Source organism: Lysobacter sp. H23M47, assembly GCF_015209765.1.
Taxonomy (GTDB): domain Bacteria; phylum Pseudomonadota; class Gammaproteobacteria; order Xanthomonadales; family Xanthomonadaceae; genus Novilysobacter; species Novilysobacter avium.
Genome location: NZ_CP063658.1, coordinates 642973 through 668089, shown reverse-complemented (window position 1 = coordinate 668089; position 25117 = coordinate 642973). Strand labels below are relative to the sequence as shown.

Sequence of the window (25117 nt, the reverse complement as noted above, 5' to 3'; positions counted from 1 at the left end):
TCCGGGCCGCTCGCCCGCCGTACTCCGCGTTTTACCGACGCCGCGCCACCGCGACCTGCGCGCAGCGACCGACATCGACCACTGCTTTCTGGAGCCGCCATGTCCCTGACCAAGCGTTACGCCACCAGCCTCGAGGAAATCCGCGAGGCCGGCCTGTTCAAGTCCGAGCGTGTGATCAGCAGCCCGCAGTCGGCGCAGATCACCCTGGAAGACGGCAGCGCGGTGCTGAACTTCTGCGCCAACAACTACCTCGGCCTGGCCGATCATCCCGACCTCATCCAGGCCGCCAAGGACGCGCTGGATTCCCACGGTTTCGGCATGGCGTCCGTCCGCTTCATCTGCGGCACCCAGGACCTGCACAAGGAGCTGGAGGAGACGATCGCCGACTTCTTCGGCACTGAGGACACCATCCTCTACGCCTCCTGCTTCGACGCGAACGGCGGTCTGTACGATCCGCTGTTGGGGCCCGACGACGCGGTCATTTCCGACAGCCTCAACCACGCATCGATCATCGACGGTGTGCGCCTGTGCAAGGCCCAGCGCTTCCGCTACGCCAACTGCGACATGGCCGACCTGGAAAAGCAGCTGCAGGCCGCGGAAGCCGCCGGCTGCAAGACCAAGCTGGTCACGACCGACGGCGTGTTCTCGATGGACGGTTTCGTCGCCCCGCTGGACGAGATCTGCGCGCTCGCCGAAAAGTACGGCGCCATGGTGCACATCGACGACTGCCATGCGACCGGCTTCATCGGCGCCACCGGCCGGGGCTCGGCCGAACTCAAGGGCGTGATGGACCGCATCGATATCTTCACCGGCACCCTGGGCAAGGCCATGGGGGGCGCCGTGGGCGGCTTCACGACCGGCAAGAAGGAAGTGATCGAACTGCTGCGCCAGCGTTCACGCCCGTACCTGTTCTCCAACTCGCTGCCGCCGCACGTCGTTGCGGCCGGAACCAGGGCCTTCCAGATGCTGGCCGGCGCCGACGCGATGCGCACCACGCTGGAGGAGAACACGCGTTACTTCCGCGAAAAAATGACCGCCGCCGGCTTCGACCTCAAGCCCGGCAACCATCCCATCGTCCCGGTGATGTTGTACGACGCGCCGATGGCCCAGAAGTTCGCCGACCGCTTGCTGGATGAAGGCATCTACGCGATCGGGTTCTTCTTCCCCGTGGTACCCCAGGGCGAGGCGCGCATCCGCACCCAGATCAGCGCAGCGCACACACGCGAGCAGCTCGACCAGGCCATTGAGGCGTTCGTCCGCATCGGGCGCGAGTTGGGCGTGCTGAAGGACTGAGCGCTCGACAGGCCCGCGCTCTGGAATCGGCCTGATCCCGGCCCGGTGCGCGGCTGTGACGCCGCGGACCGGTGAACCAGGAAATATCCCACGCAATGACCAATGAAAACGGCCGCATCTGCGGCCGTTTTCATTTCCTGGACTCGACCGTGGTCCAAGATCCGGAGTCGCTCCAGTTGAACCGCCTACTGTTCCTGGACCGGCGTTTCGGCTGCATCCGCTTCCCCGGCCGGCGCCGCGGCCGCGGCTGGAATCCGCATGAACTTGCCGCCCACCACCTGGAGCCCCTTGGCCTTCATCCACTCGTCGAAGGCATCGGCGGTCATTCGCTGGCCGTTCTCGCTCATGTTGAACCGCCACGGCGTGTTGTCGAATTCGGTACGCGGCTTGTAGGCGGCCGGATCGGTCGCCGTGGGCACGGCGCCGGTCGTCGAAGCCGCAGTACCCGGCACTGCGGGTGCCACCGTGGCGGCAGGCAGGCTGGCGGGTGATGCCAGTGGCGCGATGCTGGCAAACGCGGCGCAGCTCTCAACGTGCTTGCGAAACATCACCTGCTCGGCGGAAAGAGACTCGCTCAAGGCCTGCGACAGAACGCCTGCGGGCGCCCCCAACTGCCGACCCGGAGTACGGAATTCCGAGGCAACCGGGACAATGACCGTGCGTTGGACTGGCACGGCGGGGGCGGCCAGGCTGCTGCAGGCGGCAGCACTTTGCGCGTTTGCTACTCCGGCGGCTGACAGCAGGACAAGAAAAGCAGCGGCACGCAACATGTTCGGACTCCTGGAAACGGCATCTGGACACCGCGTCCAGTCACCGGGAGTGTAGGCGCCCCCCACGCGTTGAACAACCGCAAGCGCGCCGCATGGCCGGCCGGGACGCGAAAAACACGAAACCCGGCACATGGCCGGGTTTCGGTAGCGCGCAGGGAACGCCGACAGGCGCCCCTGTTGTTGCAGACGTGCTTAGTTCTGCACGTTCAACTCGGTGCGACGGTTCTCGGCGCGACCGGCCGGGTTGTCCGAACCGTCCGGGTTGGTGTTCGGCGCGATCGGGCGGCTCTCGCCGTAACCGTTCGGGCCCACCAGGCGACCCGCGTCAACGCCGTTGCTGGTCAGGTAGTCGTACACGGCGCTCGCGCGACGCTCCGACAGGGCCTGGTTGTACGTATCCGAACCCTTGGAGTCGGTGTGGCCGGCCACTTCGACGCGCAGCTCGGGGTAGCGCTGCAGAATCTGCGCAGCTTCGTTCAGGACCGAAACCGCATCCGGGCGCAGGTTCGACTTGTCGAACTCGAAGTTCACGCCACGCAGGTCGATGGTCACCGGGATCGGGGCCTCTTCAACCGGAGCAGCCGGCGCCGGAGCGACCGGAGCCGGCGCCACGGCAGCCACAGGCTCGGGGCCCAGCGGAACGATCACGCCGACGGTGGCCAGCAGGTCACCGAACCAGCTCTCGTTCGGGTTGTGAACGCTCTGATCGTCGAAGTCACCGCGGTAGGCCAGCTCGGTACGCACACCGACGCGACCCATGTTGGCCTGCAGACCGGCACCGACCTTGGCGGCCAGGTTGCCGTCAACGCGCTGACCGGGCGAGTTCGGGTTCGGGAACGCGTCGAACTCTTCCTCGGCGCGCTGGTAGCCCAGGCCCATCAGGAGGTACGGGTTCCAGTTGCGGCCTTCGGCCAGGAAGTGGTAGCGCGCGTCCAGCGAGATGCCGTACTGGCTCCAGTTCAGGTCCTGGTTGGCGTCGAAGTTCGGGTTCTGGTAGTTCAGCTCACCGTCGATCGACCAGTTCGGGCTGACGAACTTGCCAAGGCCAAGGGCCAGGAACGGGGCGTCATTGGTGCCACGGTCGCTGTCCTGCAGGTTGAAACCGGTGGAACCGGTCAGGTACCAGCGGTCATCGAATTCCTGCGCATTGGCGGCCGAGGCAAATGCCAGGCCGGCGAGCAGCGCGGCGCTCATCAAGCGGATTTTCATGGAAAGCTCCTTCAGTGGATCCGGGGGAAATGGTTGGGCGACACATCGGTTTTGCAACACATCGCTGGAACAGGCAGGTCACTTCGGAAGGCGGCACGAAGCCCCGACGATCCGCAGTCACGAACGTGATGATACACATATTCGAACACTTTATTAACAAGCGCCCAAAATAGGCGAAGCCCGGCATCTCTGCCGGGCTTCGGGATTACGTCACGGCTGCAGGAGGACCTGCAGCGGTGAATGCCTCACTCAGTTCTGAACGTTCAACTCGGTGCGGCGGTTACGCTCGTTGCGGCAGCCAGGCTGCGTCTGCTCGGTCTGCTCCAGCGGACGGCTCTCGCCGTAGCCGATCGGGCCGGCCAGGCGGCTGGAATCGATGCCGTTGGAGGTCATGTAGTCATACACGGCCCGCGCACGACGCTCGGACAGCGCCTGGTTGTAAGCATCCGGACCGCAGAGGTCGGTGTGACCGGCCACTTCAACGCGGACTTCCGGGTAACGACGCAGGATTTCCAGCGCCTCGTTGAGGATCGCCAGCGAATCGGCGCGCAGGGTCGACTTGTCGAAGTCGAAGTTCACGCCACGCAGGTCGATGGTGACCGGAACCGGGGCTTCCTGGACAGGCGCGGCCGGCGGCGGCGGCGCGGGAGCAACCGGAACCATCGGCTCGGGACCCAGCGGAACCACGACACCGACCGAGGCCAGCACGTCACCAAACCAGTCGGCACCGTCATCGCGCGGCACGTCGTCGCTCAGGAACGCGCCAACGCTGTCGTCGTGCGCATCAATGCGGTAAGCCAACTCGGTGCGGATCTTGACGCGACCCACATCGCCCTGGGCACCGAAACCGAGCTTGCCGGCGACGTGGCCGTCTTTCTGCACGCTGGGGGCACCGTTGCGGGTGAAGCGCGCGGGCAGCAGCGGGTTGGACGGATCAAACTCTTCCTCGGCGCGCTGGTAGCCCAGGCCCATCAACACGTACGGGTTCCAGTTCCGGCCTTCCGCGATGAAGTGGTAACGCGCGTCGAGCGAGATACCGTACTGGCTCCAGTTCAGATCCTGGTTGCGATCCGCCTTCGGCTTCTGGTAGTTCAGCTCGGCGTCGAGCGACCAGTTCGGGTTGAGGAACTTGCCCACGCCCAGAGCCAGGAACGGCGCATCGCGCGAATCGCGATTGTTGTCCTGGATGTTCATGCCCGCGGAACCGGTCAGGTACCAGCGGTCATCGAACTCTTGAGCGCTTGCGGCGCCGGCGAACGCCAGGCCACCAAGCATGGCTGCGCAAAGGAGTTTCTTGTTCATTCGTGTATCTCCGTGTGGATCAAAACTGGTATGGAACGAGACTGTAGAAATCGGGGTGCGTGTTTCGGTAGCGCTTGAGGACGGCTGCCGTTTTGACGCCATCGGGGTGAAGCGTAGGGTCGTGACCGTGAAGGCCGTGTTAACAGGCGACTAACAATTGACTAAGTTCCCGCAGCCCCGCCGGATGCATCGGGGTTCGTTCAGTTCGAAAACAGATCCATGAAGTCGGTGACAGCAAGTGATTCCAGTTGCGTTGGCGCATTTGCAAGAGTCATCAAGCGATCCGCCCGCTCCGCCGAAAGCCGGCCGCGCATGGCGCGCTCGAACTTGTCCATCAGCACCGGAACTCCCTCCGCCCGGCGCTCCCGATGCCCAATCGGAACATCCACCGTAATCTTTCGCGTGTGGCTTCCATCCTTGAAAAACACCTGGACCGAGTTCCCGATATAGCGCTTGGCGGGATCGGAATAGTCCCGGGTAAATCGCGGGTCCTCGCTCACCGTCATCTTGTCCCGGAGTGCATCGATGCGCGGGTCGGCGGCAACCGCGTCGCCGTAATCATCGGCGGTGAGGCGCCCGAACAGCAACGGCACGGCGACCATGTATTGCAGGCAGTGGTCGCGGTCGGCGTAATTGGACAGCGGACCGGTCTTGTCGATGATGCGGATGGCCGCCTGCTGGGTTTCCAGTTCGATGCGCTCGATGGCGTCCACGCCGCCGGCGTCCAGCTGCTGCTTCACCTGCGCGTGCAGTTGCATGGCGCACTCGACCGCTGTCTGGGCGTGGAACTCGGCCGGGAAGCTGAGCTTGAACAGGATGTTTTCCATCACGTAGCTGCCGAAAGGACGCTCGAAGGTAAACGGCCGGCCGTTGCAGGCGACGTCGTAAAAACCCCAGGTCGGCGCGGTCAGCGCGCTGGGGCAGCCAACCTCCCCGCGCACGGCATTGAGCGCGTGGGTTACTGCACGGCGGCAGGCATCGCCGGCGGCCCAGCTTTTGCGCGGGCTGGTGTTGGGCGCGTGGCGATAGGTGCGCAGGACACCGTTGTCCATCCAGCTGTGCGACAGCGCCGACCAGATCGCGTCGCGGTCACCGCCGAGCATCCGCGTCGCCACGGCAGTCGATGCGAGGCGCACCAGAATGACGTGGTCCATGCCAAGGCGGTTGAACGCGTTCTCCAGCGCGTAGCAGCCTTGGATTTCATGGGCCTTGATGGCCCAGCCGAGCACGTCGCGCACGGTCATCGGCGCCTTGCCTTCCTGCTGCGCAATCCGGCCCAGATAATCCGCCACGCCGAGGATCGCGCCGAGGTTGTCGGACGGGTGCCCCCACTCCGCCGCCAGCCAGGTGTCGTTGAAGTCCAGCCAGCGGATCTGCACGCCGATGTTGTAGGCGGCCTGCACCGGGTCGAGCTGGAATCCGGTGAACGGCACGCGGGCGCCGTCCTTGAGCTCCGCGCCCGGCACCAGCGGCCCGAGATGGGCGACGCATTCGGCGTGCTCCATCGCCAACGCCGCGCATGCCAGCGAATCCAGCAGCATGTAGCGCGCGGTGTCGTAGGCCTCCGTCGAATCGACCGTGTAATCGACCACGTAGTCGGCCACGTCCAGCAGCGGCTGGTCGGGCGCGGGACGGATCGCAGAGCGGCTGTCGGGCTGGCTCATTGGCAGGACTCCAGAGTGCGGGACTCCACTGTGCCTCCTGGTTCATAAGCAGGGCGTGGACACTCCCGGGTAACGGCGGCGCGACGACTTGCCCGGTCGCGGAAATGGCGGCATCGTGATTCATCCATACGCTCGCGTACTCTCCATGGCCGACCCGCACCCGCTGTATCCGCATCTGTTTTCTCCGTTGGACCTGGGGTTCTGCCGCCTGCCCAACCGGGTGCTGATGGGCTCGATGCACACGGGCCTGGAAGACCGGGCGGCGGACTTCCCCAGGCTGGCGGCCTACTTCGCCGAGCGCGCGGAAGCAGGCGTGGGGCTGATGGTGACCGGCGGCTTCGCGCCCAATATCAGCGGCTGGCTGAAGCCCTTCGGCGGCAAGCTGAGCCGCTCATGGGAGGTGCGCAAGCATCGCCAGGTCACCGATGCCGTCCACAGCCACGATGGCCGCATCTGCCTGCAGATCCTGCACGCCGGGCGCTACGGCTATCACCCGCTGCAGGTCGCTCCCAGCCGGATCAAGTCGCCGATCAATCCGTTCACCCCGCGCGCGTTGTCGACACGCGGGGTGGAGCGCCAGATCGCGGCGTTCGTGCGGACCGCCCAGCTCGCCCGCGATGCCGGCTATGACGGCGTGGAGGTGATGGGATCGGAGGGCTACCTGCTGAACCAGTTCACCGCGCCGCGGACCAATCGCCGCAAGGACGCTTTTGGCGGCGGCGCCGATCAGCGCATGCGCTTCGCGGTGCAGATCGTTCGGCGCATCCGCGAGGCGTGCGGGCCGGACTTCATTTTGATCTACCGCCTCTCGATGATCGACCTCGTCGATGACGCGCTCAGCTGGGAAGAGGTCTTGGCCCAGGCGCGTGCGGTGGAGGCCGCCGGCGCGACCCTGATCAACACCGGCATCGGCTGGCACGAATCGCGGGTGCCGACGATCGCCACGTCGGTCCCTCGCGGCGCCTTCAGCGGCATCACCGCGCGCCTGCGGCCGGTCGTCGGCGTGCCGGTGATTGCCACCAACCGGATCAACATGCCCGAGACCGCCGAACGCATCCTTGCCAGCGGCGAGGCCGACATGGTGTCGATGGCGCGTCCCCTGCTGGCCGATCCACAGTGGGTCGTCAAGGCGCGCACGCGGCGCAGTGACAAGCGCGCCAGTTGCCTGGTCAACCCGCGCGCGTGCGCCGAAACCGAACTGCGCTACACCCAGACCGCATCGCCGCAGCGCATCGCGGTCGTCGGCGCCGGGCCGGCGGGACTGGCCTGCGCGACCATTGCCGCCCAACGCGGCCACCGGGTCACGCTGTTCGAAGCCGCCAGCCGGATCGGCGGCCAGTTCAACCTGGCCAAGCGGATACCCGGCAAGGAGGAATTCCACGAGACCCTGCGCTACTTCCAACGCCAGATCGAGCTGACCGGCGTCGAGCTGCGGCTGGGGTCGCGCGCCACGAAGGCGGATCTGGGCGGGTTCGACCATGTGGTGCTTGCCACAGGCGTGGTCGCGCGCGAGGTGGAATTCCCCGGCGCGGACCATCCCAGCGTGGTCGGTTACGCGGATGTCCTGCAGGGGAATGTCGAAGTCGGCGCCCGCGTGGCCATCATCGGCGCCGGCGGGATCGGATTCGACGTTGCCGAATTTCTCGTCCAGGCCGGCGGATCGCCGACGCTGGAACCCGCGCGCTGGCGCCGGGAATGGGGAGTGGACCTGGACTACACCGAAAATCGCGGCGGCCTGGTGCCGGCGGCGGCCGAAGCCCCGGCGCGCGCGCTGTGGCTGCTCCAGCGTAGCGAAGGCAAACTGGGCGCGCGGCTGGGCAAGACCACGGGCTGGATCCACCGGGCCACCCTGAAGCACAAGCAGGTGACGATGATCAGCGGCGTGGAGTATCTGCGCGTCGACCATGCGGGCCTGCACGTGCGGATCGATGGCGCAGTGCAGTTGTTGCCCGTGGATCACGTGGTGATCTGCGCCGGCCAGCTTTCCTTCAAGCCGTTGGCAGACCAACTGGGCGATCACATTGGAACGATCCACGTCATCGGCGGCGCGGAGCTGGCGTCCGAGCTGGATGCAAAACGGGCCATCGATCAAGGCTGTCGAGTGGCCGCTGCACTCTGATGCATCGCCCGGCAAAACCTGAACAGGGGTTTCCCGACCTCAAATTCAGACTTTTGTTCAGCTTGTCGTGAAACCGTGACGGAGCAAGGGCTCGCAGAATCGGAGCGGTACAAGCCGTGTCCACACGAACCTGAATGCGGCGCCCTGTTCACGTTACATTTATATTCCGGTCGCTACCGTGCCGCAACTTTCCCAGTCACCCCCTTTGGTGACATCCACCTTCCCGCCGTCTGCGGGACAAGGTGAAGGGGCCAAGCGCGCCATAGAGCCGCCGCCTCCCCAGTACGCCATGTCGGCAATCGACCGTGCTCTTCGGAGTGCGATCAACGTTGCCGGCGCAACGGAGCAAGGAGTTCGTCATGAAACTGGCCTGGATCCTGTGGTTGGCCTCGGTTCTATCCCCGCAAAGCGCAGACTCGCTTTGCCTGAGCACCACCTTGTACCTGGAAGCTCGCAACCAGTCGGTGCAGGGACAGCAAGCAGTGGCCGAGGTCGCGCTGCGTCGCCGCGACAGCGGCTTGTGGGGCGACAGCGTCTGCGACGTGGTCACCGCGCGCAAGCAGTTCGCGCCAACGATCGTCTCGCCCAATACCCGCCTGAGCAACACCGAGGCGTGGGCTGAATCGGTAACAATCGCGCTGGAAGCGCAGCGCAACTGGGAGCTGCCTGCCGGTGAGCGCCTCGAGATCGTGCCCGGCGCCAGCCATTTCGCCGCGTTGTCGATTGCCAGCCCGAACTGGCGCAATGCGTATCGGGTTGCGACCATCGGCGACCACACCTTCCTGAAGGTGCAGAACCTCGCTCCTTCGAGTCTTTCGGTCGGCACCTGAGCGCACCGTCAGCGGCCGCGCAGGCAATTGGGCCAGTCATCGGCACGACGATGACCGACCTCGGTGGGTGACCAGACGTCGTTGCAAAAAAAAGGCCACGCAGATGCGTGGCCTTTTTGCTTGCTGGGAGCCGCGCCGCGGCCTTTGTTGACGCTCAGCGCTTGTCCAGCGCCACGTAGTCACGGTCATCGGGGCCGACGTAGGTCGCACTGGGACGGATGATCTTGCCGTCCTCGCGCTGCTCGATCACGTGGGCGCTCCAGCCCGTCGTCCGCGCGATCACGAACAGCGGGGTGAACATCGCGGTCGGAATGCCCATCATGTGGTACGCCGACGCGCTGTACCAATCAAGGTTGGGGAACATCTTCTTGGTGTCCATCATCAGGTTCTCGATGCGCTCGGAGACGTCGAACAGCACCTGGTTGCCACCGTCCTCGCACAGGGAGCGGCTGATCTCCTTGATGATCGGATTGCGCGGGTCCCCGACGGTGTACACCGGGTGGCCGAATCCGATGACGATTTCCTTGCGCTCCATGCGCGCACGGATGTCGGCCTCGGCCTCGTCGGCGCTGCTGTAGCGGCTGATGATGTCCATGGCGACTTCGTTAGCGCCACCGTGCTTGGGTCCGCGCAGCGCGCCGATGGCGCCCGTCAGGCACGAGTACAGATCCGACCCCGTGCCGGCGATCACGCGGCCGGCGAAAGTGGAGGCGTTGAACTCGTGCTCGGCGTACAGCACCAGCGATTTGTCCAGCGCGTCGGCATGCAGCGCGCTGGCCGGCTCACCGTGCAGCAGGTGGAGAAAATGCGCGGCGACGCTGTCGTCTTCGGTTTCGACATCGATCCGGCGGCCGTTGCGGGTGAAGTGCCACCAGTACAGCAGCATCGAGCCGAAGCTCGCGATCAGGCGATCGGCGATGTCGCGCGCCTCCGATGCCGGATGCGTGTCCCGTTCGGGCAACACCGTGCCCAGCATCGAGCAACCGGTGCGCAGCACGTCCATCGGATGGGCGTTGGCCGGCACCAGCTCAAGCACTTCGGTCACCAGCGCCGGCAGACCGCGCAGGCGACGCAGTTTCGTCTTGTACGCCGCCAACTGCGCGCGCGTGGGCAGCACGCCGTGCACGAGCAGGTGTGCGACCTCTTCGAAACTCGATTTCGTCGCGAGATCGTGGATGTCGTAACCACGGTAGTGCAGGTCATTGCCGCTGAGGCCCACGGTGCAGAGCGCGGTGTTGCCCGCGGGAGTGCCGCTGAGCGCAACGGACTTTTTTGGCTTGGGCGTCGTTACGGGTGTGTCGCTCATCTTGGCTCCAGTGGTGATGGTCCAGACCGTGTCCTGGCGGCGCGATGGTCGTCGGACGGCGTACGTGAATGGCGTTGTCAAGCGGCGCCGGAGACGGCGCGGCACAGATCACCATTCTAGCCGAGCCGCGGCGCTGCCCGGCCCTGAACGCAAAGGGGCAGCCGAAGCTGCCCCTTTGCAACCGCCTGACTTCAGCGATCAGCCCAACAGGTGCGCAACCCCAGCGCGCTCTTCTTCCAGTTCGGCCAGGGTCTTGTCCATCGCTGCACGGCTGAAGTCATCGACTTCAAGGCCTTCCACGCGCGTGTACTTGCCGTTTTCGGTGATCACCGGCACGCCGTAGATGATGCCTTCGGGAATACCGTAGCTGCCATCGGAGGGGACGCCCATCGTCACCCACTTGCCGTCGCTGCCCAGCGCCCAGTCACGCATGTGGTCGATCGCGGCATTGGCCGCCGAGGCCGCGGAGGATAGCCCGCGCGCCTCGATGATTGCCGCGCCCCGCTTGCCGACCTGCGGGATGAAGGTGTTGGCGTTCCAGTCGGCGTCGTTGATCCTGTCTTTCAGCGACTCGCCGTTGACGGTGGCGAAGCGGTAGTCGGGGTACATGGTCGGGCTGTGGTTGCCCCACACGACCAGCTTCTCGATGTCGCCGACCGGCACGCCGGCCTTGTTGGCGAGCTGCGACAGCGCGCGGTTGTGGTCCAGGCGCAGCATCGCGGTGAAGTTGGCCGGGTTGAGCTCTGGCGCGGACTTCATGGCGATGTAGGCATTCGTGTTGGCCGGGTTGCCCACCACCAGCACCTTGACATCGCGGCTGGCGACCTTGTTCAGCGCCGCGCCCTGGGCGGTGAAGATCTTCGCGTTCTCCAGCAGCAGGTCCTTGCGCTCCATGCCCGGGCCACGCGGGCGCGCGCCAACCAGCAGGGCGAAGTCGGCATCCTTGAAGGCGACTTCGGCGTCATCGGTACCGACCATGCCGGCCAGCAGCGGAAACGCGCAATCTTCCAGCTCCATCATCACGCCCTTGAGCGCGGCCTGGGCTTTCTCCATCGGCAGCTCGAGCATCTGCAGGATCACCGGCTGGTCCTTGCCGAGCATCTCGCCGGAGGCGATGCGGAACAGCAGGGAGTAACCGATCTGGCCGGCAGCGCCGGTAACGGCAACGCGAACGGGATTCTTCATGGGGGCTCCTGAAACAGTGGGGGTGGGAGATCGGAAGCGACGGCTCAGTTCAGTTCGGCGAAAAACTCGGCAAAGCGTTGCAGCCCGGGAGCCAGCTGCGGTGTCGGGCAGGTGTAGCTGATGCGCACGGCACGCGGCTCACCGAAGGCCGAACCGGGTACGCAGGCCACGCCCTTGGTCTCCAGCAAGGCGCCACAAAACGTCAGGTCGTCATCGATTGCCAGACCGCTGGGCCCGTGCAGCCGACCGAATGCGGCGCTCACATCGGGGAACGCATAGAACGCACCCTGCGGCCGTGGGCAGACCACGCCGGGGATCGCGTCCATCACGACCATGACCTGGTCGCGCTTGGCCTGGAATTCGCGCCGCTTGGCGGCCGGTACATCCTGCGGGCCTTCCAGCGCGGCCACCGCTGCAGCCTGGACGACCTCGGGAATGCTGGTGATGTGGTTGGAATTGAGCGTGGCAATCGCCTTGGCCACTGATTCCGGCCCAGCCATCAAGCCCACGCGCCAGCCGGGCATGCCGTAGGTCTTGGACAACGAGTCGACAAAGATCAGCCGGTCACGCAGTTCCGGCCGGGCGTGGGCGAAGTTGTGGTAGCCCAGCTCGTCGAACACCATCGCGTGGTAGATGTCGTCGGTGATGATCCAGGTATCGGGATAGCGCACCAGCACGTCGGCCAGCGCGGCGATCTCGTCCCTGCCGTAGACCATGCCGGTGGGATTGGACGGGTTGTTGAACAGGAACACCCGCGGCTTCTTCTCCAGCGCGGCCTCAAGCTGCTGCGGGGTCAGCTTGTAGTCCTGGGCGGCGGGACACGGCAGCAGATCGACCTTCGCGTTGACGATGGCCGCGATGTCGCGGTAGCTGGTCCAGTACGGCACGGCGAAGGCGATCGTGTCGCCCTCATCAAGCAGCGCCTCGGCCAGGTTGTAGATCACCTGCTTGGCGCCAATGCCGCTGGCCAGATTGGCGGCGGTGTAACCGCTCAGGCCGATTTTTTCCAGGTGCGCGAGGAAGGCCTTCAGCAGCGCATCGGACCCGCGGTTACTGCCGTACTGGCCGCTGTCGTGGGCGAGCGCCTCGCGCGCCGCGGCATAGATGTGGTCGCCGGGCAGGAAGTTGGGCACGCCGATCGAGAAGTTGATGATGTCGCGGCCTTCGGCCTTCAGCCGTTTGGCTTTTTCAGCGACCTGCATGATCGCGCTGGGCCGGGCCCGACCGATGCGCTGGGCAAATTGGGGCATCGCAACACTCTCAAAGAATTAAGGAGTCGTGAGGTGGGCGCCCGCAACCAGGCCGGGCATGAGGCGCCGGCGCGGGTTGCTTCGAAGCGACCAGGCGTTTCAAGGTCTTGTATCGCAAGCGGGTCTCACGGCGCGCGGCGGCGCGCCGGAAATGATCGCACCCGATCAGCTGCCATGCGCGGCGTCGAGGGTCTTGTTCCACTCGGCAACGCGGTCGGCCTTGGCCGCCAGTGCCGCGTCGGCGTCGCCTTCGATCTTGACCGACTTGATCTTGTCGCCCTGCTTGACGCTGTCGACGATCTCCTGGCCCTCGATCACCTTGCCGAACACCGTGTGCTTGCCATCCAGCCACGAGCACGGCACGTGGGTGATGAAGAACTGGCTGCCGTTCGTGCCCGGGCCCGCATTGGCCATCGACAGGACGCCACGCTCGTGGGCCAGGCCGTTGCCGGTCTCATCCTCGAAGCGGTAGCCGGGACCGCCGGTGCCGGTGCCCTGCGGGCATCCGCCCTGGACCATGAAATCGGCCAGGACGCGATGGAAATTCAGTCCGTCGTAGAAACCGCGCTGGGCCAGGTTGACGAAGTTGGCGACCGTCAGCGGCGCCTTGTCGGCGGCCAGCTCAATGCGGATCGGTCCGCGCTCGGTATCGAAATTGGCGATCAGGCTCATGTCGTGACTCCGGTTTTCTCAAGGGGGCGCTTGTGCGTACGCCAGACCCCCAAGTTTAACCCACCGCACCTCGGTTACCGCGCAGAACACGCAGGCATATATACTGGCGGACTTCCTTCTGAAAGCTGCCTACGCGCCGCTCTACCCCATGTCCATCGAACGCCTACGCAATATCGCCATCGTCGCCCACGTCGACCACGGCAAGACCACCCTCGTTGATTGCCTGCTGAAGCAGTCCGGCACGTTCTCCGACCGCACTGTGCTGGCCGAGCGGGTGATGGACAGCAATGACCAGGAAAAGGAACGCGGCATCACGATCCTTGCCAAGAATACCGCCATCACCTGGCAGGGCAACCGGATCAACATCGTCGACACCCCGGGACACGCCGACTTCGGTGGCGAGGTCGAGCGCGTGCTCTCTATGGTCGACTCGGTGCTGATCCTGGTGGACGCGATGGACGGGCCGATGCCGCAGACGCGCTTCGTCACCCAGAAGGCGTTCGCGATGGGCTTCAAGCCGATCGTGGTGATCAACAAGATCGACCGTCCCGGCGCGCGTCCGGACTGGGTGATCGACCAGGTGTTCGACCTGTTCGACAAGCTCGGCGCGACCAACGAGCAGCTCGACTTCCCGATCGTCTACACCTCCGCGCTGCACGGCTATGCCGGCCTGGAAGACACCGTGCGCGACGGCGACATGACCGCGCTGTACGAGGCGATCATGAAGCACGTGCCGCCGCCGGCGGTGGACCCCGACGGTCCGTTCCAGATGCGCATCAGCCAGCTGGACTACAACAGCTTCGTCGGCCTGATCGGCGTCGGCCGCATCCAGCGCGGCAAGGTGCGCACGAACATGCCGGTCACCGTGATCGACCGCGAAGGCAAGAAGCGCCAGGCCAAGGTGTTGCAGGTGCTGGGCTTCATGGGCCTGGAGCGGGTCGAGGTGGAAGAGGCGGAAGCCGGCGACATCATCGCCATCTCCGGCGTGCAGGACCTGGGCATCTCCGACACCCTTTGCTCGGTGGACGCGCCCGAGGCCCTGCCTCCGTTGACCGTGGACGAGCCCACCATCTCGATGACCTTCCAGGTCAACAACTCGCCTTTCGCCGGGCGCAAGGACTTCAGCGGCGGCAAGTTCATCACCAGCCGCCAGATCCGCGAGCGCCTGGAGCGCGAGACGTTGCACAACGTCGCCCTCAAGGTCGAGGAAGGTTCGGACCCGGACAAGTTCCTGGTGTCCGGCCGCGGCGAATTGCATTTGTCGGTACTCATTGAGACCATGCGCCGCGAAGGATTCGAGCTGGCCGTGTCGCGTCCGGAAGTGATCGTCAAGGAAATCGACGGCCAGATGATGGAGCCCGTGGAGCAGTTGGTTGTCGACATCGAGGAGCAGCACCAGGGCGGCGTGATGGAGAAGCTGGGCATCCGCAAGGGCCAGCTGAAGAACATGGAGTCCGACGGCAAGGGACGCGTGCGTCTGGATTACATGATCCCCGCACGCGGCCTGATCGGCTTCCAGAACGAGTTCAAGACCCTGACCCAGGGCACCGGCCTGCTGTTCCACGTGTTCGACCATTACGGTCCGCGCGAGGTCGGCGCGATCGCCAAGCGCCCCAATGGCGTGATGATCTCCAACTCGGCCGGCGCCACCCCCGCGTATTCGCTGGGGCCGCTGGAAGAGCGTGGCAAGCTGTTCGCCGCCGAGGGTGACAACGTCTACGAAGGCCAGCTGATCGGCATCCATTCCAAGGACAATGACCTCACCGTCAACCCGATCAAGACCAAGCCGCTGACCAACATGCGCGCCTCGGGCAAGGATGACGCGATCAAGCTGACCCCGGCGATCAAGTTCAGCCTGGAGCAGGCGCTGGACTTCATCGAGGACGACGAGCTGGTCGAGGTGACGCCGAAGGAGATCCGCCTGCGCAAGAAGCACCTGACCGAAACCGACCGCAAGCGCGCCAGCCGCAGCTGACCGCCTGCAACCCGGCCCCGTGCGCCATGCGCGGGGCGGGCGCAAAAAAGCCGCCCATGGTGGGCGGCTTTTTTGTTGCTGCGTCCTGTGCCGGCTGTCCGGCCTATGCGCTCTTGTCGGCCGCCGACAGCTGGGACTGCTTGCGAACGATCAGCATCGCGACCTCCAGCGCCTGCTCGTAGTTCAGCCGCGGGTCGACCGTGGAATGGTACGCACGCTCCAGGTCGACTTCGGTCAGGCCGCGCGCGCCGCCGGTGCACTCGGTGACGTCCTCGCCGGTCAGCTCCAGATGCGCGCCACCCAATCGCGTCCCAGCCGCGGCGTGCATGTCAAAGGCGAGCTCGAGCTCGTCGCCGATGTTGGCGAACTTGCGGGTCTTGTAGCCATTCGCGGTGGCTTCGGTGTTGCCGTGCATGGGATCGCACACCCACAGCACGCGGCGACCGTCGCGCCGCACGGCATCCAGCAGCGGCGGCAGTTTCTCGGCGATATGCGCCGCGCCCATCCGATGGATGAGCGTCAACCGACCCGGCTCGTCCTGCGGATTGAGCACGTCCACCACCCGCATCAACTGATCCGGGGTGACCGAGGGCCCCACCTTGAGGGCAATCGGGTTGCGGATGCCCCGGAAGTACTCGACGTGGGCACCGTCGATCGCCGCCGTACGCATGCCGATCCACGGGTAATGCGTGCTCAGGTTGAACCAGCCCCAGTGACGCGGCACCTGGCGGGTGAACGACTCCTCGTACGGCAGCAGCAGCGCCTCGTGCGAGGTGTAGAAGTCGACCCGGTCCAAGTTGCGGACCGATCCGCCCGACAGCGTTTCCATGAAACGGACCGCGTCGCCGATCGACTCGACCATGTGGCGGTACTCGGCGGCCAGCGGCGAGTGCCCGACCCAGTCGAGGTTCCAGTACTCGGGATGACGCAGATCGGCAAACCCGCCGTCGATCAGCGCACGCACGAAATTCATCGTCATCGCCGAACGCGCATGCGCTTTGACCATGCGCCGTGGATCCGGGCGTCGCGCGGCAGCCTCGAACAACGGCGCATTGACCATGTCGCCGCGGTAGCTCGGCAGGGTCACGTCATCAATCGTCTCGCTGTCGGCCGAACGAGGCTTGGCGTACTGGCCGGCAAACCGCCCTACCCGCACGACCGGCTTGCGCATACCGTGCACGAGCACCAGGCTCATCTGCAACAGCACCTTCAGGCGGTTCGATATGACGTCCGACGAGCACGCATCGAAGGTCTCGGCGCAATCACCGCCCTGCAACACGAAGCACTTGCCTTCCTGGGCGTCGGCGATCTGCTGCTTGAGCGCGAGGATTTCCCAGGAAGTCACCAGCGGCGGCAGCGCCCGCAGCTCCGAGAGCACCCCGGCAAGCTCCTCGGCGTCGCCGTAGGTCGGCAACTGGAGCGCGGTGCGCTCGCGCCAGGAGGTCGGGTTCCAGTTCTCGGGGAGATTCACGGGGTGCAGGCTACGTTCGGCGGTGGGCATGGCGTCAGGACTTTTGTTGCGAAGCAGCATTACATCATCCATGCGGACCGACCCAGTTGCAACGGCGCCCCGCGGGCGTCGCCCATCGGGTATTGCAGTCGCTTCAGTCGCTACGCGCGGCCGCGTACAGGGCCCAGGCGCCGAGCAGAACAAACCAGATCAGGCTCCAGGCCGGCATCGCCAGGCCGAGGAAGCTCCAGTCCACCTCCGCGCACTCGCCCGATCCGGTCATGACCTTGCGGATCACGCCGGTCAAAGGCATCGCTTCGAGCATGTAGTCCAGTCCCGGGCCGCAGGCAGGCACCTGGTCGGGCGGCAGATGCTGCAGACGTACGTGGTTGCCGGCCACTCCCATCCCAACCAGGGCAGCCAGGAAGGCCAGCCCGCCGTATGTTCGTCGCGCCGCCCGCGTGAGCGGTGCGTGCAGTCCGCCGATCAGGAACACCAGCCCAAGCGCGGCAAACGCGACCCGCTGGAAGATGCACAACGGACACGGCAGCAGACCGCCGTAGAATTGCGTGTAGAGCGCGTAGCCGATCAGGCCGGCGCAGGCCAGAAAGCCCAGCAGGAAACGGAGGCGGAAACGGGAGGTACGCGTGGCGGGACTCGTCATGGGGCTACACCATACGGGCTTGGGTTGGCTACGCAAAGCCGAGGTCGTCTAACGCAAAAACCCCGGCGCACGGCCAGGGTTGATGCGGATGACAGGGCGTTGCCACCCGGTCAACGTCGAGGAGCGATTACTCGGCCGCGGACTGCGGGCGGTCAACCAGTTCCACGTAGGCCATCGGCGCATTGTCACCAGCGCGGAAGCCGCACTTGAGGATGCGCAGGTAACCACCCGGACGCGCGCTGTAACGCGGGCCGAGTTCGACAAACAACGTACCCACCGCTTCCTTGTCGCGCAGGCGCGAGAAGGCGAGACGACGGTTGGCAACGCCATCCGTCTTGCCAAGGGTGATCAGCGGCTCCGCAACGCGGCGCAGCTCCTTGGCCTTGGGCAGGGTCGTACGGATTGCTCCGTGCTTGATGAGCGACGCGGCCATATTGGTGAACATCGCATCGCGATGGGCACTGGTACGGTTGAATTTGCGTCCTGATTTCTGGTGGCGCATGAGTGTTGTTTCCTGTTTAGCCCATCATGCCGTGCGAGGCGATGCCTGCAGGCGGCCAGTTTTCGAGCTTCATGCCGAGCGAGAGGCCGCGCTGGGCAAGCACTTCCTTGATCTCGGTGAGCGACTTCTTGCCAAGGTTCGGCGTCTTCAGCAGTTCGACTTCGGTCTTCTGGATCAGATCGCCGACGTAGTAGATGCTTTCCGCCTTGAGGCAGTTGGCCGAACGCACGGTCAGCTCCAGGTCGTCGATCGGACGCAGCAACACCGGATCGATCCCCGTGCTGGCCGGCTTGGCTGCACCGCGCTCGCGCTGGGTGAAGTCCCCAAACACCGACAGCTGGTCACTGAGCACTTCAGCGGCGGTACGAACCGCCTCTTCCGCGTCGATGGTGCCGTTGGTCTCGATGTCGATGATCAACTTGTCCAGGTCGGTGCGCTGCTCGACGCGCGCGGCTTCCACCGAATACGCCACGCGGCGGATCGGGCTGAAGCTCGCATCCAGCATCAGACGACCGATGGTGCGGGTCTCCTCTTCTGGATTGCGGCGGGTGGTCGCCGGCTGGTAGCCGTAACCGCGCTCGACCTTGATGCGCATGTTGAGTGCGGTGTCCTTGGTCAAGTGGGCGATCACGTGGTCGCCGTTGACGACCTCGACGTTGTGATCGGTCTTGATATCGGACGCAGTCACCACGCCCGGACCCTGCTTGGTCAGCGACAGGGTCGCCGACTCGCCGGTGTGCATGGTGATGGCGACGTCCTTCAGGTTGAGCAGGACCTCGAGCACGTCCTCCTGCAAGCCTTCGACCGTCGTGTATTCGTGCAGCACGCCATCGATCTCGACTTCCGTAATCGCGAAGCCCGGGATCGAGGACAGCAGGACCCGGCGCAACGCGTTGCCCAGCGTGTGACCGTAGCCACGCTCGAGCGGCTCGATGACCACCCTTGCGCGGTTGTCGGTGAGGCGTTCGATCTGGGGACCGCGTGGGCGCAGCACCTGATTGGCGGTAACCGTCATTTTGTGGAGTCTCCTGTGAGCCCACGACCCGGCGGGTCGGAGGCTCAAGAACAGATGGATTACTTCGAGTACAGCTCGATGATCAGCGCTTCGTTGATGTCGGCCGACAGATCCGTACGCTCCGGAATCGCCTTGAAGACACCTGCGAACTTCTTGCTGTCCACATCGATCCAGGACGGCGACAGGTCCATCTGCTGCGACACGGTCAGCGACTCCTGCACGCGCAACTGCTTCTGCGCACGCTCGGACAACGCAATCGCGTCACCGGCCTTGACCTGGTAGGAAGGCAGGTTGACCGACTTGCCGTTGACCGTGACACCGCGGTGCGACACCAGCTGGCGCGCGGCCGGCCGGGTCACCGCAAAGCCCATGCGGTAAACGACGTTGTCGAGACGGGTTTCGAGCAACTGCAACAGGATTTCACCCGTGTTGCCGCGCTTCGCCGCCGCCTTCTTGTAGTAGTTCCGGAACTGGCGCTCAAGCAAGCCGTAAGTGCGCTTGACCTTCTGCTTCTCACGGAGCTGGTTAGCGTAATCGGACATCTTGCCGCGACGGAGCGTCGCGCCATGCTGACCGGGCTTCTGCTCAAGCTTGCACTTGGAGTCAAGGGCGCGCGAGGCGGACTTGAGACCGAGATCGACGCCTTCGCGACGGGCAAGTTTGCAGGTGGGACCAATATAACGAGCCATTCTTCTTCAGCTCCTCAGACGCGACGCTTTTTCGGCGGGCGGCAACCGTTGTGCGGAATCGGCGTCACGTCGATGATGTTGATGATCTTGTACCCGACGTTGTTCAGCGAACGAACGGCGGATTCCCGACCCGGACCCGGGCCCTTGATGCGCACTTCCAACGACTTGACGCCGTAGTCGAGCGCAGCACGGCCGGCCTTTTCAGCCGCCACCTGGGCGGCAAACGGGGTCGACTTGCGCGAACCGCGGAAACCCGCGCCGCCCGACGTCGCCCACGAGAGCGCATTGCCCTGGCGGTCGGTGATCGTGATGATGGTGTTGTTGAACGAAGCGTGGACGTGCGCAACGCCGTCGGTGACGACGCGCTTGACCTTCTTCTTCGTCTTCGAGCCGCTTGGATTGGCCATGATCTACCCCTTACTTCCTGATGGCCCGACGCGGACCCTTGCGGGTACGTGCGTTGGTCTTGGTGCGCTGGCCCCGAAGCGGCAGGCCGCGACGGTGACGCAGGCCGCGGTAGCAACCCAGGTCCATGAGGCGCTTGATCGACATGCCGATTTCGCGACGCAGGTCGCCCTCGACGATGAACTTGCCGATTTCGCCGCGCAGACGCTCGACTTCCGGCTCGGACAGGTCGCGGATCTTGGTCGACAGTTTGACGTCGGCCGACTCGCATACCTGTTTGGAACGGGTACGGCCAATGCCGTAGATGTTCTGCAGCCCGACCCAGACGTGCTTCTGGGCAGGCAGATTGACGCCCGCAATACGCGCCATAACGCGATCTCCAACTGGTTTGGCAACCGAGCCCTGACAACTCGGTGGAAAGGTTCACTGGTCAGTGAATCGAAAAATCATCTAGGCCTCGGGTCGTAGGAAGCAGCGCGCCGTCGGTTGACTGACGCAGCGCCGCAACGGCATGGGGAGTGTGCCCATGCTCCGGCGACGAACCAGGACTGACCGGGAAAGCGCTGTCAAGCCGCCTTCCCGGACACCGCGCGCTACTCTGGCGCGCAGACGGGTCCGGATCCACCTGCGCGCGAGACGTCGCGCAGGTCGCCCTGATGAAAGCCGGTGTGGAAGCCGGGCTCTCGATACATCAGCAGCATCCACGGCAACGTACGCCGAAGATGACGCGCCAGTTTAGCCGAAGCGACTGGCTTGAATCAACACCTTTTACTCAACGCGCGCCGGCGCCGCCACGGGAACCCTTCAGGTTCGCTTTTTTCAGCAGGCTTTCGTACTGGTGGGACATCAGGTGCGCCTGGATCTGCGCGATGAAGTCCATCACCACCACCACGACGATCAGCAAAGAGGTACCCCCGAAGTAGAACGAGGTCCCCATCTGCGAGCGCATCACTTCCGGCAGCAGGCAGACGATGACCAGGTAGGTCGCGCCCGCTGCGGTCAGCCGGGTCAGCACCCCGTCGACATAATCGGCGGTCGCCTTGCCCGGACGGATACCCGGAATCAAGGCCCCCGACTTCTTCAGGTTGTCGGCGGTCTCCTGCGAGTTGAAGACCAGCGCCGTATAGAAGAACGTGAAACCGGCGATCAGGCCACCGTAAAGCAGCATGTGCAGCGGCTCGCCCGGATTCAGCCATTGGCTGACCTTGAGCATGAACGACGACGAATCCCCCTGGCTGAACCACGTTGCCGCGGTTGCCGGGAACATCACGATGCTGGACGCGAAGATCGGCGGGATCACGCCCGACATGTTGAGCTTCAGCGGCAGGAACGAGGACTGGTTCATGTACGCGCTGCGGCCGCCCTGGCGTCGCGCGTAATTTACGGTGATCCGTCGCTGGCCACGCTCGACGAACACCACGAAGAAGGTAACGGCCAATACGATGGCAACGACCGCCATGGCGGTGAGCGTGCCCATCTCGCCGTTGCGGACCTGCTCGAACATGTTCAGCGCCGCCGACGGCAACCCTGCGACGATGCCGGCGAAGATGATCAGCGAGACACCGTTGCCGATGCCGCGCTCAGTCACCTGCTCGCCCAACCACATCAAGAACATCGTGCCGGCGGTAAGCGAGATGACCGCGGTGATGACAAAGCCCGCGCCGGGGCTGTAGACCACCGGAATGCCCTGGCTGGCGCCGCCGGCCTGCAGCGCCGTTGCAATGCCCCAGGCCTGGAACACCGCCAGCGGGATCGCACCGAGACGGGACCACTGGGTGATCTTGCGCCGGCCCGACTCGCCCTCTTTCTGGATCGCCTTCATGCTGGGCAGGATCTGCACCATCAGCTGCATGATGATGGACGCGGAGATGTAGGGCATCACGTTCAGCGCGAACAGGCTGAAGCGCTCCAGCGCACCACCGGAGAACATGTTGAACATGTCCACGATGGTGCCCTGCTGGCTTTCCATCAAGCGCAACATCGCCTCGGGATTGACGCCCGGAACCGGGATGTAACAGCCCACCCGGTAGACGACCAGTGCTCCCAGCACGAACATGAGGCGCTGACGGAGCTCGGTAAACTTGCCGAGCCCGCCGCCCATGCCGGCCATGGCGTTGTTGCTACGCGCCATCGGTGACTTACTCCTCGACCTTGCCGCCGGCCGCTTCAATGGCGGCCTTGGCACCGGCCGTGGCCAGCACGCCCTTGAACACGAACTTCTTGCCGACCTCGCCCTTCACCACCAGCTTGGCGCGCTTGGCGCGGCTCGGCACGAGGCCGGCGGCACGCAGGGCGGCGAAATCGATCTCGCCCGCCTCAAGCTTGTCCAACTGGTAGAGCATGACTTCGGCGGTGTCGTTCTTGGTCTTGCTGCGGAAGCCGATCTTGGGCAGGCGCATCTGCATCGGCATCTGGCCGCCTTCGAAGCCGGCCTTGATCTTGCCCTTGCCGGACCGCGCGAACGAGCCCTTGTGTCCACGACCGGCGGTCTTGCCCAGGCCGGAACCGATACCGCGACCGACGCGCTTGCGGTCTTCGCGGGCGCCCTCTGCGGGCGAAAGTGTATTGAGACGCATCGTATTACTCCTCGACCCGGACCAGGTAGTGGACCGTATTGATCAGGCCACGAACCTGCGGGCTGTCCTTCAGCTCGCGGACGTCATTGATCTTGCGCAGGCCCAATGCCTTCACCGACAGGCGGTGACGCCCCTGGGTACCACGCAGACCCTTGACCAGACGCACCTTGACGGTGCCGTTCTTGTTTTCAGTTGCATCAACCATGGTGCAATTCCTCGACCTTCTTGCCGCGCTTGGCCGCGATCTTCTCCGGCGAATGCATCTCGGACAGGCCACGCAGCGTTGCCCGGACCAGGTTGATCGGGTTGCGCGAACCGGTGGCCTTGGCCAGCACGTCACGCACGCCGACCGCCTCGAGCACCGCGCGCATGGCGCCGCCCGCGATCACGCCGGTACCTTCGGAGGCGGGCTGCATGTACACATGCGCCGCCCCGTGGCCGGACTTGACCGAATGCCAGAGCGTGCCGTTGTTGAGATCGACGCCCTTCATGTTTTTGCGTGCCTGCTCCATCGACTTCTGGATCGCGGCCGGCACTTCGCGCGCCTTCGCGTAACCCATGCCGACCTTGCCGCCACCGTCGCCGACCACCGTCAACGCGGTGAAGGTGAACTGGCGGCCGCCCTTGACGGTCTTGCTGACACGGTTGACGGTGATCAGCTTCTCGATCATTCCGTCGTCGATTTCGTCGCGGGGACCACGCCCCCGCGAATCGCGTTCGTTAGCCATTTTGCAGTTACCTGGTTTGAATAGGGAATTTGCGGCGGTGCCGCTTATGATTGTTGACACGTCCGGGTGCCGTGTGACCACAGGAACCTGGGATCACACCCGACGCGACCCGCGTCGGCAGGTGAAAGACGGGGCGCAAGCCCCGTCCCGGCTTAGAACTGCAGGCCACCCTCGCGGGCGGCATCGGCCAGCGCCTTGACGCGACCGTGATAGCGATAACCCGAGCGGTCAAAAGCGACCTTCTCGATCCCGGCGGCCTTGGCCGCCGCGGCAATTGCCTGGCCAACCTTGGCGGCGGCGTCGGCGTTGCGACCGTTCTTCAGGCCTTCCATCACGCTCGACTGGGTGGTCGATGCGGCGGCGAGGCACTGCGAACCGTCGGCAGTGAATACCTGCGCGTACAGGTGCTGGCCGGTACGCAGCACCGACAGGCGCGGGACACCGAGCGTGCGGATATGCGAACGGGTGGACTTGGCGCGACGCAGGCGGGCGATGTTCTTGTTCATTGTCTGGTCCTCGAAAGCTGAAGGCCCCTGATGGTGATCAGGCCTTCTTGGCTTCCTTGCGAATGATGGTCTCGCCGGCGTACTTCACACCCTTGCCCTTGTAGGGCTCGGGCGGACGGAAGCCACGAATCTTGGCAGCCACCTCACCGACACGCTGGTTGTCGGCACCCTGCACCAGCACTTCGGTCTGGGTCGGGGTGGTGATGGTGATGCCTTCCGGAGCGGTGAACACGATCGGATGCGAGAATCCAAGCGTCAGGCTCAGATCCTTGCCTTGCATGGCGGCACGGTAGCCGACGCCGACCAGCTCGAGCTTGCGCTCGAAGCCTTCGGAAACGCCATGCACCATGTTGGCGATGATCGAACGCATCGTGCCGGTCACGGCGACATGGGCCGGCGTGTCCGAGCTCATCAGCGCCTGGCCGTCTTCGATCTTGATCTGCACGCCTTCGGGCACCGCCATCGAGAGCGAGCCCTTCGGGCCCTTGACGGTTACGCTGCCGGACTGGACATCCAGCTGGACGCCCTTGGCCAGGACGATCGGCTTGTTGGCAATACGGGACATGGTCGTTACTCCCTTATGCCACGAAGCACAGGACTTCACCGCCGACGCCGAGCTCGCGCGCCTTCGAATCGGTCATGATGCCCTTGGAGGTGGAAATGATGGAAACGCCGAGGCCATTGAGCACCTTGGGCAGCGCGTCCTTGCCGCGGTACTGGCGCAGGCCCGAGCGCGAATAGCGCTTCAGCTGCTCGATGACCGGCTTGCCTTCGTAGTACTTCAGATCGACCTGGAGCTCGTGCTTGCCGTTGCCGATATCGGTCACGGTCGTGCCGAGGATGTAGCCTTCGTCTTCCAGCACCTTGGCGATAGCGACCTTGGTCTTGGACGACGGCATTTTCACCGACGGCTTGCCGACCGCGGCCGCATTGCGGATGCGGACGAACATGTCGGCGATGGGATCAGTCATGCTCATGTGTAGTTACCTGATGAGTGCACCGATATC

The 25117-nt window shown here is 64.8% G+C and carries 26 protein-coding genes; 4 read left to right on the top strand and 22 right to left on the bottom strand.

Features of this window, described 5'->3' with window-relative positions:
- Positions 1-99 precede the first annotated feature (99 nt).
- The gene (gene kbl, locus INQ43_RS03020; protein WP_194037059.1) at positions 100-1293 is read left to right on the top strand and encodes a glycine C-acetyltransferase; all 1194 of its coding nucleotides are present in this window, start codon (positions 100-102) and stop codon (positions 1291-1293) included.
- 185 nt (positions 1294-1478) lie between these two features.
- Here kbl and INQ43_RS13030 read toward each other — a convergent pair whose 3' ends face one another.
- From INQ43_RS13030 to INQ43_RS03000, 4 genes are all read right to left on the bottom strand, one after another.
- Positions 1479-2063, bottom strand: coding sequence for a hypothetical protein (locus tag INQ43_RS13030; protein WP_194035035.1), 585 nt, complete (start codon positions 2061-2063; stop codon positions 1479-1481).
- A gap of 192 nt (positions 2064-2255) precedes the next feature.
- On the bottom strand, positions 2256-3272 hold the full coding sequence (locus INQ43_RS03010) for an OmpA family protein (protein WP_194037058.1): 1017 nt from the start codon (positions 3270-3272) through the stop codon (positions 2256-2258).
- Between the two features lie 249 nt (positions 3273-3521).
- The gene (locus INQ43_RS03005) at positions 3522-4574 is read right to left on the bottom strand and encodes an OmpA family protein (protein WP_194035033.1); all 1053 of its coding nucleotides are present in this window, start codon (positions 4572-4574) and stop codon (positions 3522-3524) included.
- Between the two features lie 200 nt (positions 4575-4774).
- Positions 4775-6238: a bifunctional 2-methylcitrate dehydratase/aconitate hydratase gene (locus INQ43_RS03000; protein WP_194037057.1), complete on the bottom strand. Its 1464-nt coding sequence runs from the start codon at positions 6236-6238 to the stop codon at positions 4775-4777.
- Between the two features lie 145 nt (positions 6239-6383).
- Between INQ43_RS03000 and INQ43_RS02995 the strand changes: the two genes are divergently transcribed.
- Positions 6384-8357, top strand: coding sequence for an NADPH-dependent 2,4-dienoyl-CoA reductase (locus tag INQ43_RS02995; RefSeq protein ID WP_194037056.1), 1974 nt, complete (start codon positions 6384-6386; stop codon positions 8355-8357).
- A 359-nt stretch (positions 8358-8716) separates the two neighbouring features.
- Complete coding sequence (locus INQ43_RS02990; protein ID WP_194037055.1) at positions 8717-9187, top strand: cell wall hydrolase; 471 nt, start codon at positions 8717-8719, stop codon at positions 9185-9187.
- A 154-nt stretch (positions 9188-9341) separates the two neighbouring features.
- Here the strand turns inward: INQ43_RS02990 and prpC are convergent, their stop codons facing one another.
- From prpC to INQ43_RS02970, 4 genes are all read right to left on the bottom strand, one after another.
- The gene (prpC, locus tag INQ43_RS02985; RefSeq protein ID WP_194037054.1) at positions 9342-10493 is read right to left on the bottom strand and encodes a 2-methylcitrate synthase; all 1152 of its coding nucleotides are present in this window, start codon (positions 10491-10493) and stop codon (positions 9342-9344) included.
- Positions 10494-10691: 198 nt separating this feature from the next.
- Positions 10692-11678, bottom strand: a complete 987-nt coding sequence (locus tag INQ43_RS02980) for a malate dehydrogenase (RefSeq protein ID WP_194037053.1) — start codon at positions 11676-11678, stop codon at positions 10692-10694.
- 44 nt (positions 11679-11722) lie between these two features.
- Positions 11723-12928, bottom strand: a complete 1206-nt coding sequence (locus INQ43_RS02975) for an aminotransferase class I/II-fold pyridoxal phosphate-dependent enzyme (RefSeq protein ID WP_194035028.1) — start codon at positions 12926-12928, stop codon at positions 11723-11725.
- A 165-nt stretch (positions 12929-13093) separates the two neighbouring features.
- Entirely contained in the window at positions 13094-13600 is a 507-nt protein-coding gene (locus tag INQ43_RS02970) for a peptidylprolyl isomerase (protein ID WP_194035027.1), read from the bottom strand.
- A 148-nt stretch (positions 13601-13748) separates the two neighbouring features.
- Here INQ43_RS02970 and typA point away from each other — a divergent pair, with 148 nt between their 5' ends.
- A complete protein-coding gene (typA, locus tag INQ43_RS02965; RefSeq protein WP_194035026.1) occupies positions 13749-15575 on the top strand; it encodes a translational GTPase TypA in 1827 nt (608 codons plus the stop codon).
- Between the two features lie 103 nt (positions 15576-15678).
- On the opposite strand, the gene INQ43_RS02960 is transcribed toward typA, so the two are convergent.
- The 14 genes from INQ43_RS02960 to rpsH all read right to left on the bottom strand — a co-directional run bounded on the left by INQ43_RS02960 (position 15679) and on the right by rpsH (position 25087).
- Positions 15679-17076, bottom strand: coding sequence for a 3-deoxy-7-phosphoheptulonate synthase class II (locus INQ43_RS02960; RefSeq protein WP_194037541.1), 1398 nt, complete (start codon positions 17074-17076; stop codon positions 15679-15681).
- A 103-nt stretch (positions 17077-17179) separates the two neighbouring features.
- Positions 17180-17689, bottom strand: coding sequence for a disulfide bond formation protein B (locus INQ43_RS02955; RefSeq protein WP_194035024.1), 510 nt, complete (start codon positions 17687-17689; stop codon positions 17180-17182).
- 127 nt (positions 17690-17816) lie between these two features.
- A complete protein-coding gene (gene rplQ / locus INQ43_RS02950; RefSeq protein ID WP_043959562.1) occupies positions 17817-18191 on the bottom strand; it encodes a 50S ribosomal protein L17 in 375 nt (124 codons plus the stop codon).
- Between the two features lie 16 nt (positions 18192-18207).
- The gene (gene rpoA / locus INQ43_RS02945) at positions 18208-19206 is read right to left on the bottom strand and encodes a DNA-directed RNA polymerase subunit alpha (protein WP_194037052.1); all 999 of its coding nucleotides are present in this window, start codon (positions 19204-19206) and stop codon (positions 18208-18210) included.
- 59 nt (positions 19207-19265) lie between these two features.
- Positions 19266-19895 (bottom strand): 30S ribosomal protein S4, encoded by a 630-nt coding sequence (rpsD, locus tag INQ43_RS02940; RefSeq protein ID WP_043959560.1) that lies wholly within the window; start codon positions 19893-19895, stop codon positions 19266-19268.
- Between the two features lie 14 nt (positions 19896-19909).
- Positions 19910-20302, bottom strand: coding sequence for a 30S ribosomal protein S11 (rpsK, locus tag INQ43_RS02935; protein ID WP_043959559.1), 393 nt, complete (start codon positions 20300-20302; stop codon positions 19910-19912).
- A gap of 10 nt (positions 20303-20312) precedes the next feature.
- On the bottom strand, positions 20313-20669 hold the full coding sequence (gene rpsM / locus INQ43_RS02930; protein WP_043959558.1) for a 30S ribosomal protein S13: 357 nt from the start codon (positions 20667-20669) through the stop codon (positions 20313-20315).
- A 403-nt stretch (positions 20670-21072) separates the two neighbouring features.
- Positions 21073-22431, bottom strand: coding sequence for a preprotein translocase subunit SecY (gene secY / locus INQ43_RS02925; RefSeq protein ID WP_193985966.1), 1359 nt, complete (start codon positions 22429-22431; stop codon positions 21073-21075).
- 7 nt (positions 22432-22438) lie between these two features.
- Positions 22439-22876, bottom strand: a complete 438-nt coding sequence (gene rplO, locus INQ43_RS02920) for a 50S ribosomal protein L15 (RefSeq protein ID WP_193985964.1) — start codon at positions 22874-22876, stop codon at positions 22439-22441.
- A 4-nt stretch (positions 22877-22880) separates the two neighbouring features.
- Positions 22881-23081 (bottom strand): 50S ribosomal protein L30, encoded by a 201-nt coding sequence (gene rpmD, locus INQ43_RS02915; RefSeq protein WP_194035022.1) that lies wholly within the window; start codon positions 23079-23081, stop codon positions 22881-22883.
- Complete coding sequence (rpsE, locus tag INQ43_RS02910) at positions 23074-23604, bottom strand: 30S ribosomal protein S5 (RefSeq protein ID WP_194035021.1); 531 nt, start codon at positions 23602-23604, stop codon at positions 23074-23076. Before rpsE ends, rpmD begins: the two co-directional genes overlap by 8 nt.
- Positions 23605-23756: 152 nt before the next feature.
- The gene (gene rplR, locus INQ43_RS02905) at positions 23757-24110 is read right to left on the bottom strand and encodes a 50S ribosomal protein L18 (protein WP_193985960.1); all 354 of its coding nucleotides are present in this window, start codon (positions 24108-24110) and stop codon (positions 23757-23759) included.
- 37 nt (positions 24111-24147) lie between these two features.
- Entirely contained in the window at positions 24148-24675 is a 528-nt protein-coding gene (gene rplF, locus INQ43_RS02900; protein ID WP_194035020.1) for a 50S ribosomal protein L6, read from the bottom strand.
- Positions 24676-24688: 13 nt separating this feature from the next.
- Positions 24689-25087 carry a 30S ribosomal protein S8 gene (rpsH, locus tag INQ43_RS02895; protein WP_193985956.1) on the bottom strand — a complete coding sequence of 133 codons (399 nt, stop codon included), beginning with the start codon at positions 25085-25087 and terminating at the stop codon, positions 24689-24691.
- Between the last annotated feature and the right edge of the window lie 30 nt (positions 25088-25117).

What these genes read in the sequence shown, in the direction of transcription:
- kbl (WP_194037059.1), top strand. Translation starts at nt 100, where the DNA reads ATGTCCCTGACCAAGCGTTACGCCACCAGCCTCGAGGAAATCCGCGAG.
- INQ43_RS13030 (WP_194035035.1), bottom strand. Translation starts at nt 2,063, where the DNA reads ATGTTGCGTGCCGCTGCTTTTCTTGTCCTGCTGTCAGCCGCCGGAGTA.
- INQ43_RS03010 (WP_194037058.1), bottom strand. Translation starts at nt 3,272, where the DNA reads ATGAAAATCCGCTTGATGAGCGCCGCGCTGCTCGCCGGCCTGGCATTT.
- INQ43_RS03005 (WP_194035033.1), bottom strand. Translation starts at nt 4,574, where the DNA reads ATGAACAAGAAACTCCTTTGCGCAGCCATGCTTGGTGGCCTGGCGTTC.
- INQ43_RS03000 (WP_194037057.1), bottom strand. Translation starts at nt 6,238, where the DNA reads ATGAGCCAGCCCGACAGCCGCTCTGCGATCCGTCCCGCGCCCGACCAG.
- INQ43_RS02995 (WP_194037056.1), top strand. Translation starts at nt 6,384, where the DNA reads ATGGCCGACCCGCACCCGCTGTATCCGCATCTGTTTTCTCCGTTGGAC.
- INQ43_RS02990 (WP_194037055.1), top strand. Translation starts at nt 8,717, where the DNA reads ATGAAACTGGCCTGGATCCTGTGGTTGGCCTCGGTTCTATCCCCGCAA.
- prpC (WP_194037054.1), bottom strand. Translation starts at nt 10,493, where the DNA reads ATGAGCGACACACCCGTAACGACGCCCAAGCCAAAAAAGTCCGTTGCG.
- INQ43_RS02980 (WP_194037053.1), bottom strand. Translation starts at nt 11,678, where the DNA reads ATGAAGAATCCCGTTCGCGTTGCCGTTACCGGCGCTGCCGGCCAGATC.
- INQ43_RS02975 (WP_194035028.1), bottom strand. Translation starts at nt 12,928, where the DNA reads ATGCCCCAATTTGCCCAGCGCATCGGTCGGGCCCGGCCCAGCGCGATC.
- INQ43_RS02970 (WP_194035027.1), bottom strand. Translation starts at nt 13,600, where the DNA reads ATGAGCCTGATCGCCAATTTCGATACCGAGCGCGGACCGATCCGCATT.
- typA (WP_194035026.1), top strand. Translation starts at nt 13,749, where the DNA reads ATGTCCATCGAACGCCTACGCAATATCGCCATCGTCGCCCACGTCGAC.
- INQ43_RS02960 (WP_194037541.1), bottom strand. Translation starts at nt 17,076, where the DNA reads ATGCCCACCGCCGAACGTAGCCTGCACCCCGTGAATCTCCCCGAGAAC.
- INQ43_RS02955 (WP_194035024.1), bottom strand. Translation starts at nt 17,689, where the DNA reads ATGACGAGTCCCGCCACGCGTACCTCCCGTTTCCGCCTCCGTTTCCTG.
- rplQ (WP_043959562.1), bottom strand. Translation starts at nt 18,191, where the DNA reads ATGCGCCACCAGAAATCAGGACGCAAATTCAACCGTACCAGTGCCCAT.
- rpoA (WP_194037052.1), bottom strand. Translation starts at nt 19,206, where the DNA reads ATGACGGTTACCGCCAATCAGGTGCTGCGCCCACGCGGTCCCCAGATC.
- rpsD (WP_043959560.1), bottom strand. Translation starts at nt 19,895, where the DNA reads ATGGCTCGTTATATTGGTCCCACCTGCAAACTTGCCCGTCGCGAAGGC.
- rpsK (WP_043959559.1), bottom strand. Translation starts at nt 20,302, where the DNA reads ATGGCCAATCCAAGCGGCTCGAAGACGAAGAAGAAGGTCAAGCGCGTC.
- rpsM (WP_043959558.1), bottom strand. Translation starts at nt 20,669, where the DNA reads ATGGCGCGTATTGCGGGCGTCAATCTGCCTGCCCAGAAGCACGTCTGG.
- secY (WP_193985966.1), bottom strand. Translation starts at nt 22,431, where the DNA reads ATGGCGCGTAGCAACAACGCCATGGCCGGCATGGGCGGCGGGCTCGGC.
- rplO (WP_193985964.1), bottom strand. Translation starts at nt 22,876, where the DNA reads ATGCGTCTCAATACACTTTCGCCCGCAGAGGGCGCCCGCGAAGACCGC.
- rpmD (WP_194035022.1), bottom strand. Translation starts at nt 23,081, where the DNA reads ATGGTTGATGCAACTGAAAACAAGAACGGCACCGTCAAGGTGCGTCTG.
- rpsE (WP_194035021.1), bottom strand. Translation starts at nt 23,604, where the DNA reads ATGGCTAACGAACGCGATTCGCGGGGGCGTGGTCCCCGCGACGAAATC.
- rplR (WP_193985960.1), bottom strand. Translation starts at nt 24,110, where the DNA reads ATGAACAAGAACATCGCCCGCCTGCGTCGCGCCAAGTCCACCCGTTCG.
- rplF (WP_194035020.1), bottom strand. Translation starts at nt 24,675, where the DNA reads ATGTCCCGTATTGCCAACAAGCCGATCGTCCTGGCCAAGGGCGTCCAG.
- rpsH (WP_193985956.1), bottom strand. Translation starts at nt 25,087, where the DNA reads ATGAGCATGACTGATCCCATCGCCGACATGTTCGTCCGCATCCGCAAT.